15 protein-coding genes are annotated in these 16,752 nt (G+C 49.9%); all 15 read left to right on the forward strand.

Annotated features, from left to right (window positions below; translation table 11 throughout):
* Window positions 1-19 precede the first annotated feature (19 nt).
* Window positions 20-2,134, forward strand: a complete 2,115-nt coding sequence (locus tag DWY89_RS09700) for a diguanylate cyclase (RefSeq protein WP_333490942.1) — start codon at window positions 20-22, stop codon at window positions 2,132-2,134.
* Window positions 2,135-2,146: 12 nt separating this feature from the next.
* Window positions 2,147-2,503 carry an Hpt domain-containing protein gene (locus DWY89_RS09705; RefSeq protein ID WP_118472080.1) on the forward strand — a complete coding sequence of 119 codons (357 nt, stop codon included), beginning with the start codon at window positions 2,147-2,149 and terminating at the stop codon, window positions 2,501-2,503.
* Window positions 2,504-2,687: 184 nt separating this feature from the next.
* Window positions 2,688-2,972: a co-chaperone GroES gene (locus DWY89_RS09710; protein WP_022359940.1), complete on the forward strand. Its 285-nt coding sequence runs from the start codon at window positions 2,688-2,690 to the stop codon at window positions 2,970-2,972.
* A 74-nt stretch (window positions 2,973-3,046) separates the two neighbouring features.
* Window positions 3,047-4,672, forward strand: coding sequence for a chaperonin GroEL (groL, locus tag DWY89_RS09715; protein WP_022359939.1), 1,626 nt, complete (start codon window positions 3,047-3,049; stop codon window positions 4,670-4,672).
* A 381-nt stretch (window positions 4,673-5,053) separates the two neighbouring features.
* Window positions 5,054-6,508 carry an IMP dehydrogenase gene (gene guaB / locus DWY89_RS09720; RefSeq protein ID WP_118524632.1) on the forward strand — a complete coding sequence of 485 codons (1,455 nt, stop codon included), beginning with the start codon at window positions 5,054-5,056 and terminating at the stop codon, window positions 6,506-6,508.
* Window positions 6,509-6,937: 429 nt separating this feature from the next.
* Window positions 6,938-7,381 carry a transcription antitermination factor NusB gene (gene nusB / locus DWY89_RS09725; RefSeq protein WP_107000295.1) on the forward strand — a complete coding sequence of 148 codons (444 nt, stop codon included), beginning with the start codon at window positions 6,938-6,940 and terminating at the stop codon, window positions 7,379-7,381.
* Window positions 7,382-7,384: 3 nt separating this feature from the next.
* Complete coding sequence (gene xseA / locus DWY89_RS09730; RefSeq protein WP_118524633.1) at window positions 7,385-8,596, forward strand: exodeoxyribonuclease VII large subunit; 1,212 nt, start codon at window positions 7,385-7,387, stop codon at window positions 8,594-8,596.
* Between the two features lie 108 nt (window positions 8,597-8,704).
* Window positions 8,705-8,914 (forward strand): exodeoxyribonuclease VII small subunit, encoded by a 210-nt coding sequence (gene xseB / locus DWY89_RS09735; RefSeq protein ID WP_022359935.1) that lies wholly within the window; start codon window positions 8,705-8,707, stop codon window positions 8,912-8,914.
* Between the two features lie 5 nt (window positions 8,915-8,919).
* Window positions 8,920-9,810, forward strand: coding sequence for a polyprenyl synthetase family protein (locus tag DWY89_RS09740; protein WP_022359934.1), 891 nt, complete (start codon window positions 8,920-8,922; stop codon window positions 9,808-9,810).
* A gap of 61 nt (window positions 9,811-9,871) precedes the next feature.
* Window positions 9,872-11,752 (forward strand): 1-deoxy-D-xylulose-5-phosphate synthase, encoded by a 1,881-nt coding sequence (gene dxs / locus DWY89_RS09745; RefSeq protein ID WP_118524638.1) that lies wholly within the window; start codon window positions 9,872-9,874, stop codon window positions 11,750-11,752.
* Window positions 11,753-11,794: 42 nt separating this feature from the next.
* Window positions 11,795-12,643, forward strand: a complete 849-nt coding sequence (locus DWY89_RS09750) for a TlyA family RNA methyltransferase (RefSeq protein WP_118524634.1) — start codon at window positions 11,795-11,797, stop codon at window positions 12,641-12,643.
* On the forward strand, window positions 12,640-13,509 hold the full coding sequence (locus DWY89_RS09755) for an NAD(+)/NADH kinase (protein ID WP_022359931.1): 870 nt from the start codon (window positions 12,640-12,642) through the stop codon (window positions 13,507-13,509). Before DWY89_RS09750 ends, DWY89_RS09755 begins: the two co-directional genes overlap by 4 nt.
* 14 nt (window positions 13,510-13,523) lie before the next feature.
* Entirely contained in the window at window positions 13,524-13,973 is a 450-nt protein-coding gene (argR, locus tag DWY89_RS09760; RefSeq protein WP_022359930.1) for an arginine repressor, read from the forward strand.
* A 59-nt stretch (window positions 13,974-14,032) separates the two neighbouring features.
* A complete protein-coding gene (gene recN / locus DWY89_RS09765) occupies window positions 14,033-15,700 on the forward strand; it encodes a DNA repair protein RecN (protein WP_118524635.1) in 1,668 nt (555 codons plus the stop codon).
* A 504-nt stretch (window positions 15,701-16,204) separates the two neighbouring features.
* Window positions 16,205-16,654: a hypothetical protein gene (locus DWY89_RS14815; protein WP_333491431.1), complete on the forward strand. Its 450-nt coding sequence runs from the start codon at window positions 16,205-16,207 to the stop codon at window positions 16,652-16,654.
* Window positions 16,655-16,752: the final 98 nt, after the last annotated feature.

Genomic DNA, 16,752 nt, shown 5'->3' on the forward strand with positions numbered 1-16,752 from the left:
AGGTGGTGATAAAAATAAAATGATGAATTTGAATACAAAGATGACGGCGCAGGAATTGGAACAAATGATTGCACAGATGGAAAGGATATTTACGGTTGTACGTATTTTAGATAAAGATCTACTCCATAAGATGGACGTGAGGAACGGGGAACTCCGATCCGAGGACTGCAAATGCTATTCGTTCTGGGAAAAAGGAAAGAATTGTGAGAATTGTGCGGCACAGCGCGCGCTTGCGATGAAGGGACAGTGCATGAAGCTTGAATTTATCGGTCTGAAGATGTATCAGGTCATCGCGAAGTATCTGGAGGTGGATGGAGTTCCCTGTGTGGTGGAGATGATTTCCTGTCTGGATGATGAGACACTTCTTGACGCAGAGGGAAGAGAAGCACTCGTTAAGAAATTTGCACACTACAGGCGCGAGCTGTATGCGGATGCACTGACGAGGAGCTACAGCCGGAGATATTTTGAAGATCAGTTAAAAGAGCAGCGGATGGATGCCGGTATCGCGATGCTCGATCTGGATGATTTTAAGACCTACAATGATATATATGGGCATGTGGCGGGCGATAAAGTGCTGGTGACGGTGTCGGCGGCGATTATAAGCTGTATCCGTAAGACGGACCGCTTGGTGCGTTATGGCGGGGATGAATTCCTGCTTGTGATGCCGGGCATCAGTCTGGAGGCATTTGTTGAGAAGCTGCATCGGATACAGGATCTGATCTGCAACATGAGTGTTGAAGGATATCCGCAACTGAAATTGTCAGTCAGCATCGGCGGTACGCTGACGAACGGGGAGACAGTCGGGAAGGCGATGTGCCGGGCGGACGAATTTATGTATCAGGCGAAGACCTCCAAGAACATGATTGTGACTGAGAAAGATGGACAGTGGACACCGGAGGAGATCGTGGTAGCCGGGCGGCGCAATGCGAGTCGTTACCGCATTTTGATCGTGGACGATTCGGAGATGAACCGTATGATTCTCTCAGAAATGCTGAAAGGCGAATTCGAGATTCTGGAGGCAGAAAATGGTTCAGCATGTCTCGACATGCTGAACCGTTATGAGACGAAGATTTCCCTGATTCTTCTCGATATCGTCATGCCGGGGATGAACGGCTTCGGGGTTCTGGAATACATGAACCGCAACAACCTGATCGGGGATATCCCGGTTATCATGATTTCGGGCGAAGATTCGGGCGAGGTCATCAAGCAGGCGTATGAGTGGGGAGTTTCTGATTATATCAAGCGCCCGTTCGATATGGAGGTTGTACACCGGCGTGTCTTAAATACGATCAAATTGTATGCGAAACAGCGCCGCCTGGTGGCAATGGTGACGAACCAGGTTTTTGAGAAAGAGAAGAATAGCCGGATGCTGATCAGTGTTCTGAGCGAGATCGTGGAATTTCGAAATGGCGAGAGCGGTATGCACGTACTCAATATTAATATATTGACGACGATGATTCTGGAACAGCTCGTCAAGAAGACGGACAAATATCCCTTGTCCTGGTCGAACCGGATGCTGATCAGCACGGCATCATCCCTGCATGACATCGGAAAGATCGGAATTGACGAGAAGATTTTGAATAAACCGGGTCGTCTGACGCCGGAGGAGCGTAAGATCATGGAAAAACATACAGTGATCGGTGCGGACATGCTTGCGAATCTTCAGATGTATGAGGATGAGCCGCTGATGAAAGTGGCGTACCAGATCTGCCGTTGGCACCATGAGCGCTATGATGGAAAAGGATATCCAGATGGTCTAAAAGGGGAGGAGATCCCGATCTCAGCGCAGGTGGTGGCGCTGGCGGATGTGTATGATGCGCTGACAAGTGAGCGCGTCTATAAAAAGGCTTATTCTCATGAGGAGGCGGTGCAGATGATCTGCAACGGAGAGTGTGGTACATTTAACCCGCTCCTGCTTGAGTGCCTGTGTGAGATTCAGGATCCTATTAAAAAGGAGCTGCAGGAGGCAGCATACCGGAGTGAGATGAGTGATCCGGAGCGAAAAAATAAGAAATTTGAACATTATGACAATTCACAGAAGAAGTTTTTCGGCGCGGTGACGCAGGCGATTGAAAAAGAGTATGGAACTGCGGGCGAGGAGCTGAGCCGTATGAAAACTGAGGAAGAGAAATAACAGGAGGCTGTCATGACAATTCAGGAATGCTACAAAGAAATGGGCGGGGATTTTGAAGGAGTTCAGAAACGCTTTGGAGGTGTGGCGCTGGTGGAAAAATTTGCCATCAAGTTTCTGAGCGATTCCAGCTTTCAGGATCTGGAGGATGGATTAAAAGAAAAGGATGCGGAGAAAGCATTCCGCGCGGCACATACCCTGAAAGGAATCTGTCTGAACCTGGGCTTTGATGCCTTCTATGAGGTAAGCGCAGCGCTGACCGAAAAACTGAGAGGCAGAGAACTGACCGGATACGAGGCAGATTTTGCAGCGGTAAAAGAGTGTTATGAGAAAACGGTTGCGGCGATTAAGGCATTTGAGGAGAGCAATTAATAGAACGGGGAGAAATGGAATATTTCAGTTCTCCCCGTAAAATTTACTAAAATTTTAGCACTCAACACTTGACGGTGCTAACAGAACGTGTTATAACATACTTCGTAAGAAGAAGATACATATCTGATTACGAAAGAAAAGCAATCAGATGAAATAAATTTGGATGGATAAGGAGGAGCCAATAATGAAGTTAACACCATTATTTGACAGAGTTGTATTAAAGCAGTTAGTTGCAGAGGAGACGACCAAATCAGGTATCGTTCTTCCGGGTCAGGCAAAAGAGAAACCGCAGCAGGCAGAGGTAATCGCGGTTGGTCCTGGCGGAGTGGTAGATGGAAAAGAAATCACGATGCAGGTAAAGGTTGGCGATAAAGTTATCTATTCGAAATACTCAGGCACAGAAGTTGAGCTGGACAATGAGAAATATGTCATTGTAAAACAGAATGATATTCTGGCTGTTATCGGTTAATCGATGGGCAGGATGTCTGGAAGACAGATGCTGATCGGAACGTTTATTCAAGAAAATTATGGAGGTTGATAACCATGGCAAAGGAAATTAAATATGGCGTAGAAGCCAGAAAAGCCCTGGAAGCGGGCGTAAATCAGTTAGCAGATACCGTAAGAGTTACATTAGGACCGAAAGGCAGAAACGTAGTTCTGGATAAATCCTTCGGCGCTCCGCTCATTACCAACGATGGTGTGACCATTGCGAAGGAGATCGAGCTGGCAGACCCGTTTGAGAACATGGGCGCACAGCTGGTGAAGGAAGTAGCAACCAAGACCAACGATGCAGCTGGTGATGGTACTACAACCGCAACCGTCCTGGCCCAGGCGATGATCAACGAAGGTATGAAGAACCTGGCAGCAGGTGCTAACCCGATCATCATGAGAAAGGGTATGAAGAAAGCCACAGATGCAGCCGTAGAGGCAATCAAAGGCATGAAGAAGGACGTTAAGAGCCAGGCAGATATCGCAAGAGTCGCTGCTATCTCTTCCGCTGATGAGGAAGTAGGCCAGATGGTAGCAGACGCGATGGAGAAGGTTTCCAAAGACGGCGTTATTACCATTGAAGAGTCCAAGACTATGAAGACTGAGCTTGATCTGGTAGAAGGCATGCAGTTTGACCGTGGCTATGTATCTGCATACATGGCAACTGATATGGAGAAGATGGAAGCCGTTCTGGACGATCCGTACATCTTAATTACCGATAAGAAGATCTCCAACATTCAGGAGATTCTGCCGCTGCTGGAACAGCTGGTACAGTCTGGTTCCAAGCTGCTCATCATCGCTGAGGATATTGAGGGCGAGGCGCTGACCACCCTGATTGTCAATAAGCTGAGAGGTACTTTCACCGTTGTTGGTGTGAAGGCTCCGGGTTACGGCGACAGAAGAAAAGAAATGTTAAAGGATATTGCAATCCTGACCGGCGGTACTGTTATTTCCGAGGAACTGGGACTTGAATTAAAGGATACTACCATGGATCAGCTTGGTCGTGCGAAATCCGTTAAGGTTCAGAAAGAGAACACCATCATCGTAGATGGCTGCGGCGATAAGAAAGCCATCGCAGACCGTGTGGCTCAGATTAAGGCTCAGATTGAGGAAACCACTTCTGATTTTGACCGTGAGAAACTGCAGGAGAGACTGGCTAAGATGGCTGGCGGCGTAGCCGTTATCCGTGTTGGTGCAGCGACCGAGGCTGAGATGAAGGAAGCTAAGATGCGTATGGAGGATGCCCTGTCCGCAGCAAAGGCAGCTGTTGAGGAAGGCATCATCGCAGGCGGCGGATCTGCATATGTTCACGCAGCAGCAGAAGTTCAGAAGGTAGTAGACGGACTGGAAGGCGACGAGAAGACCGGCGGCCGTATCGTCCTGAAAGCTCTGGAAGCTCCGCTGTTCCACATTGCAGCAAACGCAGGTCTGGAAGGCTCTGTTATCATCAACAAGGTAAAAGAGTCCCCAGTAGGCGTAGGTTACGATGCTTACAATGAGGAATACGTAGATATGGTAGAAGCAGGCATCCTGGATCCGGCAAAGGTAACCAGAAGTGCCCTGCAGAACGCAACCAGCGTTGCATCTACCCTGCTTACAACTGAGTCCGCAGTTGCCAACATCAAAGAAGATGCACCGGCAGGTCCGGCAGCAGGCGCTGGCATGGGCGGCATGATGTAAGTAAGAGAGCCGGAAAATGGCGGAAGATGTTACATCAGAGATGCAGTATCGAATGTAGAAAATAAAAATGGTAATTTATAGAAAGAATCTCTGACAGGCAGCTGCCAGGGGAGAGAAGGACTGCTATGCGAAGGTGTGGCAGTCCTTCCTTTTTGGTAAAAAAATTGGCAGGGAAATGAGGCTAAGGATGACTGCATTATTAATACTTATCTGATTGGTATTATTTATAAGATACGCTAATTAAATGGCGTAAGTAAATTCTATCGTCAACCCCTTTATTCTCCGGTTGACATATTTCAAAAAACTTGCTAAAATCAATTATTAACATCAGACAGTTTTCAATGTCCAGTGTTTAAAATTTACGAAAGTGAGGGTAATATAATGGGTAAGATTATTGGCGATGGCATTACATTTGATGATGTCCTGCTTGTGCCGTCCTATTCTGAGGTTATTCCGAATCAGGTAAACTTGACGACACATCTGACCAAGAAGATTCAGCTAAACATCCCCCTGATGAGTGCCGGCATGGATACGGTTACAGAGCACCGCATGGCGATTGCAATGGCAAGACAGGGTGGAATTGGTATTATTCACAAGAACATGTCGATCGAGGCGCAGGCTGAGGAGGTCGATAAAGTAAAACGTTCTGAGAATGGTGTAATCACTGACCCGTTTTATTTATCCCCAGAGCATACATTAAAGGATGCGGATGAGCTGATGGGCAAGTTCCGGATTTCCGGTGTTCCGATCACAGAGGGAAGAAAACTGGTTGGTATTATCACAAACCGTGACCTCAAGTTCGAGGAAGATTTCTCCAAGAAGATTAAAGAGTGCATGACTTCTGAGCATCTGGTTACCGCTCCGGAGGGCATCACCCTGACGGAGGCAAAGAAGATTCTTGCCAAGGCACGTGTCGAGAAGCTTCCGATCGTGGACAAGGATTTTAACCTCAAGGGTCTTATTACTATCAAGGATATTGAGAAACAGATCAAGTATCCGTTCTCTGCAAAGGATGCACAGGGACGTCTGCTCTGCGGCGCGGCAGTAGGTATCACTGCAAACGTGCTGGAGCGTGTGGAAGCCCTGGTGAAAGCAAAAGTAGACGTAGTTGTTCTCGACTCTGCACATGGACATTCTGAGAATGTTCTTCACTGTGTCAGAATGATCAAGGAAGCATATCCGGATCTGCAGGTAATAGCAGGTAACGTAGCGACCGGAGAGGCAACAAAAGCTCTCATCGAGGCAGGTGTTGACGCGGTCAAGGTTGGTATCGGACCGGGTTCCATCTGTACGACCCGTGTCGTAGCAGGTATCGGCGTTCCGCAGATCACCGCTGTTATGGACTGCTACGCAGTTGCCAAAGAGTACGGCATTCCGATCATCGCAGACGGCGGTATCAAGTATTCTGGCGATCTGACGAAGGCGATCGCAGCAGGCGGCAGCGTCTGCATGATGGGTTCCATGTTTGCAGGATGCGATGAGAGCCCGGGAACTTTTGAGCTGTACCAGGGAAGAAAATACAAAGTATACCGCGGCATGGGTTCCATCGCAGCGATGGAGAACGGCAGCAAGGATCGTTACTTCCAGAGCGATGCGAAGAAACTCGTTCCGGAGGGTGTAGAAGGACGTGTTGCATACAAGGGAATGGTAGAAGATACCGTATTCCAGATGCTTGGCGGTCTGCGTGCTGGTATGGGTTACTGCGGCGCATCGGATATTCCGACTCTTCAGGAGACCGGACGTTTCATCAAGATTTCCGCAGCATCCTTAAAAGAGAGCCATCCGCATGATATCCACATCACAAAAGAGGCTCCGAACTACAGCGTGGATGAATAAAAATTGGATAGCATAAGCAATCGATAAGATTGTAAACGATATAAAAGCGGCGTTTCTGCTTCAGCAGGGATGCCGCTTTTTTGGCGGGTTACTGTTCACGCATACGTGCCCAGTGACGGAATTTGTCGTGGCTTCGCATTTAAATACGGCAAATTCCTGCTGCCACCACGTTTTCTTACGGCACTTTCGGTTCCAAAAGTGCCTACCCGTGAACAGTAACTTTGGCGGATTCTTTTTCTCAAACTCTTGTGAAAAAACCGGGGATACGGTATAATGATACATTAGAATAGTAGAAATATAACAATTATGCAGGAAAGACTGTGGATATTCAGAAAACGATTGCAGCGGATTACGAAAGGGATATTTGCGATACCGAGGCAGCAAATCGGGCGTATCAGACGGATAGAAACAGGTAACAGGAGGATTAGTATGACCAGAAGAGAACTGAGAGAACATTGCTTTAAGCTGCTTTTCTGTGCGGATTTTTACCCGACGGATGAGATGCAGGAGCAGGTGGATGTATATTTTACAGAGCCGAAAGAGGAGGACGATGTTCCGAGCGGAATCGGCGATATCATCCATAATCCGATGTTAGACACCTTTGACGGCGGATACGTAAAGAGCAAGGTTGAGAAAATTCTGGATGTGCTTCCGGAGCTTGACAAGGCAATCGATGGGGTTGCACAGGGATGGACTACCCGCCGTATGGGCAAGGTGGAACTGACGATCCTGCGCCTGGCATTATACGAGATCAAGCACGATGACGATGTACCGGAGAAGGTAGCGATCAATGAGGCGGTCGAGCTGGCGAAGAAGTTCGGCGGCGATGATTCACCGGCATTTATCAACGGCATTTTAGCGAAGCTGGTATAAGCGATGGCTGGCGTATATTCGGTTTCGCAGGTTAATGCATACATTAAGAATATGTTCGCACAGGACTTTGCCCTGAACCGGATTTCGGTCAAGGGCGAGGTTTCTAACTGCAAATATCATACGTCCGGTCATATTTATTTTACCTTGAAAGACGGTCTGGGAGCGATGCAGGCAGTTATGTTTGCCAGTAGGCGGAAGGGACTTACGTTCCGTCTGGAAGAAGGACAGCAGGTGGTCGTCAAGGGCAGTATCGAAGTGTATGAGCGGGATGGAAGATACCAGCTCTATGCCAGCGAGATCACGCTGGACGGCACGGGCGATTTATTCCGGCGCTTTGAAAAACTGAGAAATGAATTAGAAGAAATGGGGATGTTTTCCCCGGAATATAAAACGCCGATCCCAAAGTATGCAAAAACGGTCGGTATCGTGACGGCGAGCACCGGCGCAGCAATCCGGGATATTATCAATATCTCGGGACGGCGGAACCCTTACGTGCAGCTTGTCCTCTGCCCGGCACTGGTGCAGGGAGCAGGGGCAGCGCCGAGTATCGTGCGGGCGATCCAGATCCTGGATGCGCTGCATCTGGATGTGCTGATCGTCGGGCGCGGAGGCGGTTCGATTGAGGATCTGTGGGCGTTCAATGAGGAGAGTGTGGCGCGGGCGATTTTTGCGTGCCGGACGCCGGTAATCTCGGCGGTCGGGCATGAGACAGACGTTACGATCGCGGACTATGTGGCGGATCTGCGTGCCCCGACTCCTTCGGCGGCGGCAGAACTGGCGGTTTTTGATTACCAGCTGTTTGAGCAGCAGTGCATTGCGGCGGCACAGCAGATGACGAAGCGGATGGAGCAGAGGGCGGAGCAGTATGCCTATCGTCTGGAGCAGTTTCGTCTGCGCCTGCAGCTTCACAGTCCGCAGAGCCAGTTAAATGAGAGACGGCAGTATCTGGAAGATGCGAGAGTTAAGATGGCGCGCCAGATGGAGAAAAAGGTGTCCGATCTGCGCCATCGTCTGGAACTGGTATGCAGCCGGATGGATGGTCTCTCCCCGTTAAAAAAGATAAGCGGCGGATATGGGTTCGTGACGGATGCAGATGGAAAACGTGTGGAGACAGTGACAGGATTGCAAGCTGGGGATACGCTGACCGTCCGTCTGCCGGATGGACGCGTGGAGGCGGAGATCCGGGAGGTTTATCAGGAAAACCTGCCTGGGTAAAAAGTGGTTCATTGTGTTGCGTGTGAATCATAACAGAGAGATTTGAGAACACGTTTTCTTTCAGGAAAGATTCCAAGAGTATATTAGATAAAACAGGAGGCAGGATCGATGGCAGAAAATAAGGAAGAACTTTCGATCGAGGAAATGTTTGACCGTCTGGATGGCATTATGCGGACGCTGGAGGACAGCCGCAGTACGCTGGAAGAATCGTTTGCGTCGTATGAGGCGGGAATGCGTCTGGTCCGCGCCTGCAGTGAAAAGATAGATAAGGTTGAAAAACAGATTATGGTCGTAAACGGCGAGGAGACGGAGGCGTGACAGAGATGGAAAATGCAAAGGAACGGCTGGCACAGGCAGTCAAGGAAGCGGAAGAGATTGTATATTCTTATCTTCCGGCAGAGGAAGGGCATCAGAAAACGATCTTTGAAGCGATGAATTACAGTGTGAAGGCAGGCGGCAAACGCCTTCGTCCGATTCTGATGCGTGAGGTATACCGTCTGTTTGGCGGTCAGGGAAAAGAGATTGAGCCGCTGATGGCGGCGATCGAGATGATTCATACATCTTCTCTGATTCATGACGATCTTCCATGTATGGACAATGACGAGTACCGCCGTGGAAAAAAGACGACCTGGGTTGCATATGGGTATGATATGGCAGTTCTGGCGGGAGATGCCCTTCTGATTTACGCGATCGAGACGGCGGCAAAGGCATTTGCGATGACGCCGGATGCGGCAAAGGTGGGACACTGTATCCAGATTTTATCCGAAAAAACGGGTATTTACGGCATGATCGGCGGTCAGACGGTGGATGTGGAACTGACGAATCAGCCGATTCCGAAGGATAAGCTGGATTTTATCTACCGTTTAAAGACGGGAGCACTTTTGGAGGCGTCGATGGTGATCGGAGCCGTGATGGCGGGCGCGAGCGAAGCTGAGTGCGGGACAGTAGAGCGTATGGCGGCGGCGATCGGTCTGGCGTTCCAGATCCAGGATGATATTCTCGACGTTACCAGCAGCCAGGAGGTGCTTGGAAAACCGGTTCTGAGCGATGAGAAAAACAATAAAACCACTTATGTGACATTGGAGGGAATCGAGAAATCGAAGCATGATGTCAAACAGCTTTCGGAGACGGCGGTTGATATACTCTATTCTCTGCCTGGAAAGAATGAATTCCTCGAAGAGCTGATCGAGATGCTGGTCAGCCGTGAAAAATAAAAAATCCAATCGAAGACCGGGGACGACAGCGGATGTGGAAAACGGTTTGGGGGATGAAAGAATGGTATTAGATACGATAAAAGGACCGGAGGATGTAAAACGGTTGAACGAGGAAGAACGCAAGGAGCTGGCGGCGGAAATCCGCGAGTTTCTGATCGAGACGACAAGCCGGACAGGCGGTCATTTGGCGTCCAATTTAGGCGTGGTGGAACTGACGATTGCAATGTTCTGCGCGCTGAATCTTCCGAAAGATAAGATTATCTGGGATGTAGGGCACCAGTCCTATACGCACAAGATTTTAAGCGGGCGGAAGGATAATTTTGATGGGCTGCGCCAGTATGGGGGCTTGAGCGGTTTCCCGAAGCGGAAGGAAAGCCCGTTTGATGCGTTCGACACGGGACACAGTTCAACTTCGATCTCGGCGGGGCTGGGGATGGCGCAGGGGCGCGATCTGCTGGGCGAGGATTATTCGATCGTTTCCGTCATCGGGGACGGCGCGCTGACCGGCGGCATGGCGTATGAGGCGCTCAACAATGCGGGACGGCTCAAGACGAATTTTATTATTGTTTTAAATGATAATAATATGTCCATTTCGGAAAATGTCGGCGGTATGTCGCGGTATCTGAATAATCTTCGTGCAGATGAGGGATACAATCTGTTGAAGAAGAATGTGGCGGGCACGTTATCGCGGATCCCGATGATCGGTTCGGATCTGGTCGGCACGCTGCTCCGGACAAAGAACAGCATCAAGCAGCTTCTGATTCCGGGCATGTGGTTTGAAAATATGGGAATCACGTATCTGGGACCGGTGGATGGACATGATATTAAGGGGTTGATCCGTATTTTCAGCGAGGCGAAAAAGATCAACCGCGCGGTGCTGATCCATGTGATTACGAAAAAGGGCAAGGGATACCGTCCGGCGGAGAAGAATCCGTCGGCATTTCACGGAGTTGAACCATTTGATATTGAAACGGGAAAACCGCTCCGGAAAAAGGAACATCCGGGCTATACAGATGTATTTTCCAGAGAAATCTGCCGTCTGGCAGCGGAAAATCCGAAGATCGTGGCGGTGACGGCGGCGATGCCGGATGGAACGGGGCTCAAACGGTTCTCGAAAGAATATCCGGGCCGCTTTTTCGATGTGGGAATCGCGGAGGAACACGCGGTTACCTCGGCGGCGGGTATGGCGGCAGCCGGTCTGAAACCGGTGGTGGCGGTGTATTCGTCCTTTTTACAGAGGGCATATGATCAGGTCATTCACGATGTCTGTATCCAGAATCTTCCGGTTGTGTTCTGCGTGGATCGCGCGGGACTGGTCGGAAGCGATGGGGAGACGCATCAGGGTATTTTTGATCTGACATTCCTCTCCTCTGTGCCGAATATGAGCGTGATGGCGCCGAAAAACCGCTGGGAACTGGAAAAGATGCTGCAGTTTGCCATCTCCTACGATGGACCGATTGCGATCCGTTATCCGAGGGGCGAGGCGTACCGGGGTTTGAAGGAATTTCTGGCACCGGTCGAGTATGGCGTCAGCGAGCTGTTGTATGAGGAGAGAGGGACGGCGCTTCTGGCAGTCGGAAGCATGGTCAGCACGGCAGAGCATATCCGGGAGAAATTAAAGAGTGCCGGGCAGCCGTGTACGCTGGTCAACGGGCGGTTTGTAAAACCGATGGATACCGACGTGATCGACCATCTGGCAGGAACGCACCATACGATCGTGACACTGGAGGAAAATGTCCTGCGCGGCGGTTACGGCGAGCGGGTGACGGATTATGTACAGAAGCATTATCCGCAGATCAAGGTAGTTAATATAGCGCTGCCGGATGCCTACGTCGAACACGGAAATGTGTCGGTGCTCCGGAATGAGCTGGGAATTGACAGTGATTCGATTCTGGCGCAGCTGAAACGTGAAGGTGTGCTGGAGACTGACGCGGAAGCATGATGGGAAACAAAAGAGTGGCAGCAGCGGAAGGAAGAACATAGAATGAAAGAACGGTTAGATGTACTTCTCGTCAAGAGAGGTCTGGCAGAATCCCGTGAGAAGGCGAAAGCGATCATCATGTCCGGGATTGTATATGTAGAAGATCAGAAAGAAGACAAGGCGGGTACGACCTTCGATGAAAATGCGAAGATCGAGGTACGTGGATCTACCTTAAAATATGTGAGCCGCGGAGGTCTGAAACTGGAGAAGGCGATGACGCATTTCGGAGTGACGCTGGATCAAAAGGTCTGTATGGATGTCGGCGCGTCCACAGGCGGATTTACCGACTGTATGCTGCAGAATGGCGCGGTCAAGGTGTTTTCGGTCGATGTAGGACATGGACAGCTGGCGTGGAAACTTCGCAATGATCCGCGTGTGGTCTGCATGGAGAAGACAAACATCCGTTATGTGACACCGGAGGATATCGGCGAGCCGGTAGATTTCTCTTCGATCGACGTTTCCTTTATTTCCCTGACGAAGGTTTTAGGTCCGGTCAAGGAGATTTTAAGCCCGGGCGGCGAGGTGGTTGCACTGATCAAGCCGCAGTTCGAGGCGGGACGTGAGAAAGTCGGAAAGAAGGGCGTTGTCCGCGAGAAGAGCACGCATCTGGAGGTCATTCAGATGGTGATGGCATATGCGGCAGAGATCGGTTTTGAGATCCGGAATCTGGAATTTTCCCCGATCAAGGGACCGGAGGGAAATATCGAGTACCTCCTGTACCTGCATAAACCGGAGCCGGCATCGGAGGAAACTGTGACTGGTGAGGAAGCACTTGCAAAAGCGGAAAAAGAGTGTCCGGTTTCACCGGAACAGGTTGTTGAGGAAGCTCACAGGGAGTTAGACAAAACATGAGAAATTTCTATCTGATTGTAAACCGCGAAAAGCCGCGCGTAGAGGAGGCAGCCGGTTTGATTTGCAGCTTTTTTGCAGAACAGGGCTGCCGCTGCATCCGTCTGGATCGCCATGATGGACTTCGCAGGGACGCAGAAGTGGCTGCGGCATACCGCTATACCGATCGCCGGACGGTGCCGGAGGATACAGATTGTGTGATCTGTCTGGGCGGTGATGGAACGCTGATTCAGGCGGCACGTGATCTGGCGGGACGGAAGATTCCACTGTTTGGCATCAATATGGGGCATCTGGGGTATCTGACGCAGATCGGGCATGAGGAGGACATTCTGCCTGCCATGCGGGATCTGATGGAAGATCACTACCGTCTGGAAAGCCGGATGATGCTCAAGGGGTGCGTGATTTCCGGCGGGAAGGTCGTCATGGAGGATATCGCGTTGAATGATATCGTCCTGAACCGTATGGGAATCGATGCGTTCCGGTTTGAGCTGGCTGTCAATGGACAGCTGTTTAACGAGTATTCGGCGGATGGCATGGTGGTTGCGACCCCGACCGGTTCGACGGCATACAACCTGTCAGCGGGCGGTCCGATCGTGGCGCCGGAGGCGGATCTGATGGTCTTGACACCGCTCTGTCCGCATTCACTCAATTCGCGCAGCATCGTTCTGCCGCCGGATAACCATTTGAGCCTGCGGATTCAGACGACCGGGCGGACGAAGGTTTCGCTGAGCTTTGACGGCGATACGGTGGTTGATATTGAGCCGGGTGATACAATCGAGATAGCAAAATCAGAGATCGAGACGACATTGATTCAGCTCAAACAGGTGCCATTTTTGGAAAATATACGGAACAAAATGAAACAGATATAAAAGGAGTCAGAGCCATGAAAATGGAACGTCACAGCAAGATTGTGGAATTGATTGGAAAATATGAGATTGAAACGCAGGAAGAGCTGGCGGAATATCTGAATAAAGAGGGATACAATGTCACGCAGGCAACGGTTTCCAGGGATATCCGGGAGTTAAAGCTGTCTAAGATCCAGACAGAAAACGGCGGACAGAAATATGCGGTTTTCCATCCTCAGACGGCGTTCAATGATAAATATACCCGTATTCTGCACGATAGCTTCGTTTCCATGGATATGGCGCAGAACATCCTTGTCATCAAGACGGTGTCAGGCATGGCGATGGCAGTCGCGGCAGCGCTCGACGCCATCCATTTTTCAGAGATTGTCGGCTGCATCGCCGGGGACGATACGGTCATGTGTGCAGTCCGTACGGTGGACGATACGATCGTGCTGATGGACAAGATCCGCAAGCTGATTGCGGGATGAGGGAAGGTGGGTTCACACATTTTTTGCGGGAACCGCTGATAAGGAGGAACGGAAAGCGGATGCTTTATCATTTACGAGTGAAAAATCTGGCTCTGATCGATTCGGCGGAGGTGGAGTTCGGGGACGGACTCAACATTCTGACCGGTGAGACGGGAGCCGGAAAATCGATCATCATCGGTTCGGTCCAGATCGCGCTGGGCGGAAAAGCACCGAAAGAGATGATCCGCCGGGGCTGCGACAGCGCCTACATTGAACTGGTTTTCTCCATTGATGATGAGAGAAAGCGCGAGCAGCTGAAGGAACACGATGTTTACCCTGATGAAGAGGGAATTTTAATCATTTCTAAGAAAATCACACCGACCCGGAGCATCAGCCGCATCAACGACGAGACGGTAACGGCTGCAAGGCTGCGGGAGATCACGGGTCTTCTGATCGATCTGCACGGACAGCATGAACACCAGTCGCTGGTGAATGCGTCAAAACATCTGGAAATCCTCGATGCGTATGGCGGGGAGAAACTTCTCCCATTCAAACAGAATACGGAAGCTGCCTATCGCTTGTATATGCAGTTAAAACAGAAATGTGCCGCATTTGCATCCGATCAGGAGACGAGACTGCGGGAGATGGATTTCTGCCGGTTTGAGATCGAGGAGATTGAAAATGCCGCGTTAAAGGATGGCGAAGAGGAAAAGGTGGCAGCCGATTTTAAGCGGTTTTCCAATGCCAGACGGATCACTGAGAGTCTTTCACAGGCATATGACGCGGTGTCCGGCGATGCGGTGTCGCGGGCGTTCCGTGAGATCGATGGTGCGATGGCATTTGACGAGGGATTGAAGGGGATCCGTGACGAGCTGTGCGATGTAGATTCCCTTCTTTCGGATCTTTCCAGGGAGATCGCCGGATATATGGACGATATGACCTTTGACGAAGCGGCATTTCGGGAGACACAGGAGCGGCTTGACCTGATCCGGAGCCTGGAAACCAAGTATGGGAAGACGATCCCGGAGGTACTTCAGGCGTTGGAAGAAAAGAAAGCGCGACTGCAGGAACTGGAGAATTACGATGAACTTCGGGAACAGGCGGAAAAAGAACTGGAACAGGCGGAAGCAGTACTGAAAGAACATTCCGAGGCATTGTCAGCAGCGCGTAAGCAGTTTGCCGGAGAGCTGGTGGAGAAGATCGCAGACGGGCTTCGGGAACTGAATTTTCTTGATGTGCAGTTTGAGATGGAGTTTAGGCGGCTGGATCATTTCACGGCGGGCGGTATCGACGAGCCGGAATTCTTGATTTCCACGAATCCGGGCGAACCGGTTCGGCCGCTCGGTATGGTGGCGTCCGGCGGTGAGCTGTCGCGTATCATGCTGGCAATCAAGACGGTGCTGGCGGAGACCGATCAGGTTCCAACGTTGATTTTTGATGAGATTGACACCGGTATCAGCGGGCGGACTGCACAGATGGTATCGGAGAAGCTGCGGATCCTCTCCAAATGCCGTCAGGTCATCTGCATCACGCACCTGCCGCAGATCGCGGCGATGGCGGACCAGCACTTCGAGATCCGCAAATCCGCGTCCGATGGACGGACGGCAACCTCCATCCGCGCCTTAGACCGCGAGGCGATGGTGGACGAGCTTGCGAGACTGCTGGGCGGCGCGGAGATCACCGAGACCGTGCGGCAGAATGCGGAGGAGATGAAGAAGCTGGCAAAGAAGCGGAAGCTGGAGGTGTGATTATAAATTAAATATAAGATTCGGATTCAGAAAAATGTCGCGTAAGGCGGCATTTTTTTTGATCCCCAGATACCAATTAGGTCGAAGTTTGACCGTTTGCGTCGAAGTGGTTTTGGAATAGATGCATATATGATAAAGTTAAAATAGAAAGTATTGGGGATAAAAATAGAAAATTTGAGTTTTTGTTTCATAGGACGCAATTTTTTATAAAACAAGACCAGTGCATTTGTCCGATGACGAGCGTACCGAAGAAGCAGATAAGGTTTCGTCCCGTATTGCTGAAATTCTTTCTGAAACAGCGTTCTCATTTTCGCCAAACGAGTATATCTCTATCCACCGTAAACTCTTTCCGGGCATTTATAAACACGCCGGAAAGATTAGAGATTACAACATCACAAAGAAAGAATGGGTGCTTGATGGGGCAACTGTTATGTAAGGACGCTTGGGTTCTCTGCAACCAATGATATTTTTGCAGAAAATGCCTGGTATTTCAGAAATGCATTTGTGCGTGCAAACTATACGAACCTGCAAAAAGGTATTCACGAAACAACAGAGTATCTGGAAGCGTTTCTCAGAAATCTGCTTTTGAACGAGAAAAATGAGCTCCATAATCGAAATCTTCATATAAGTGGACTTTTGAATGAAGAAAAAGTGGACATTGGGGATGCAAAAGTGGATATTGAAAATGAAAAAGTGGACATTCAAGATGAAAAAGTGGATATTGAAAGTGTACTTTCCGAAAAAGGCAGCGACTTCTCGGTGAAAACGACGGTTCATATCCATAAACTTTTTGAAAAGTTTGGCTCTGATGAGGTGTTTGGAAGAAGTGCAGTTATGGAGCTTCTTGAGCTGAAAGGTTCAGGTGCTTCAAAACTTCTTTCTAATTTGCTAAAGGCAGACATTATTGAATCAGTATCCGGTCATGGAAAAGGAAAATATAAATTCAAGAAGTAGTTTAGGTATTGTAGAATTTCCACTCATCGAGTGGAAATTTCAGACTGTAGACAAAGCCCTGCTTTTGCAGGGTTTTGCTATTGTTGGAACCGCTTTTC

It is taken from the genome of Clostridium sp. AF27-5AA, from assembly GCF_003478415.1.
Classification (GTDB): domain Bacteria; phylum Bacillota; class Clostridia; order Lachnospirales; family Lachnospiraceae; genus Otoolea; species Otoolea fessa.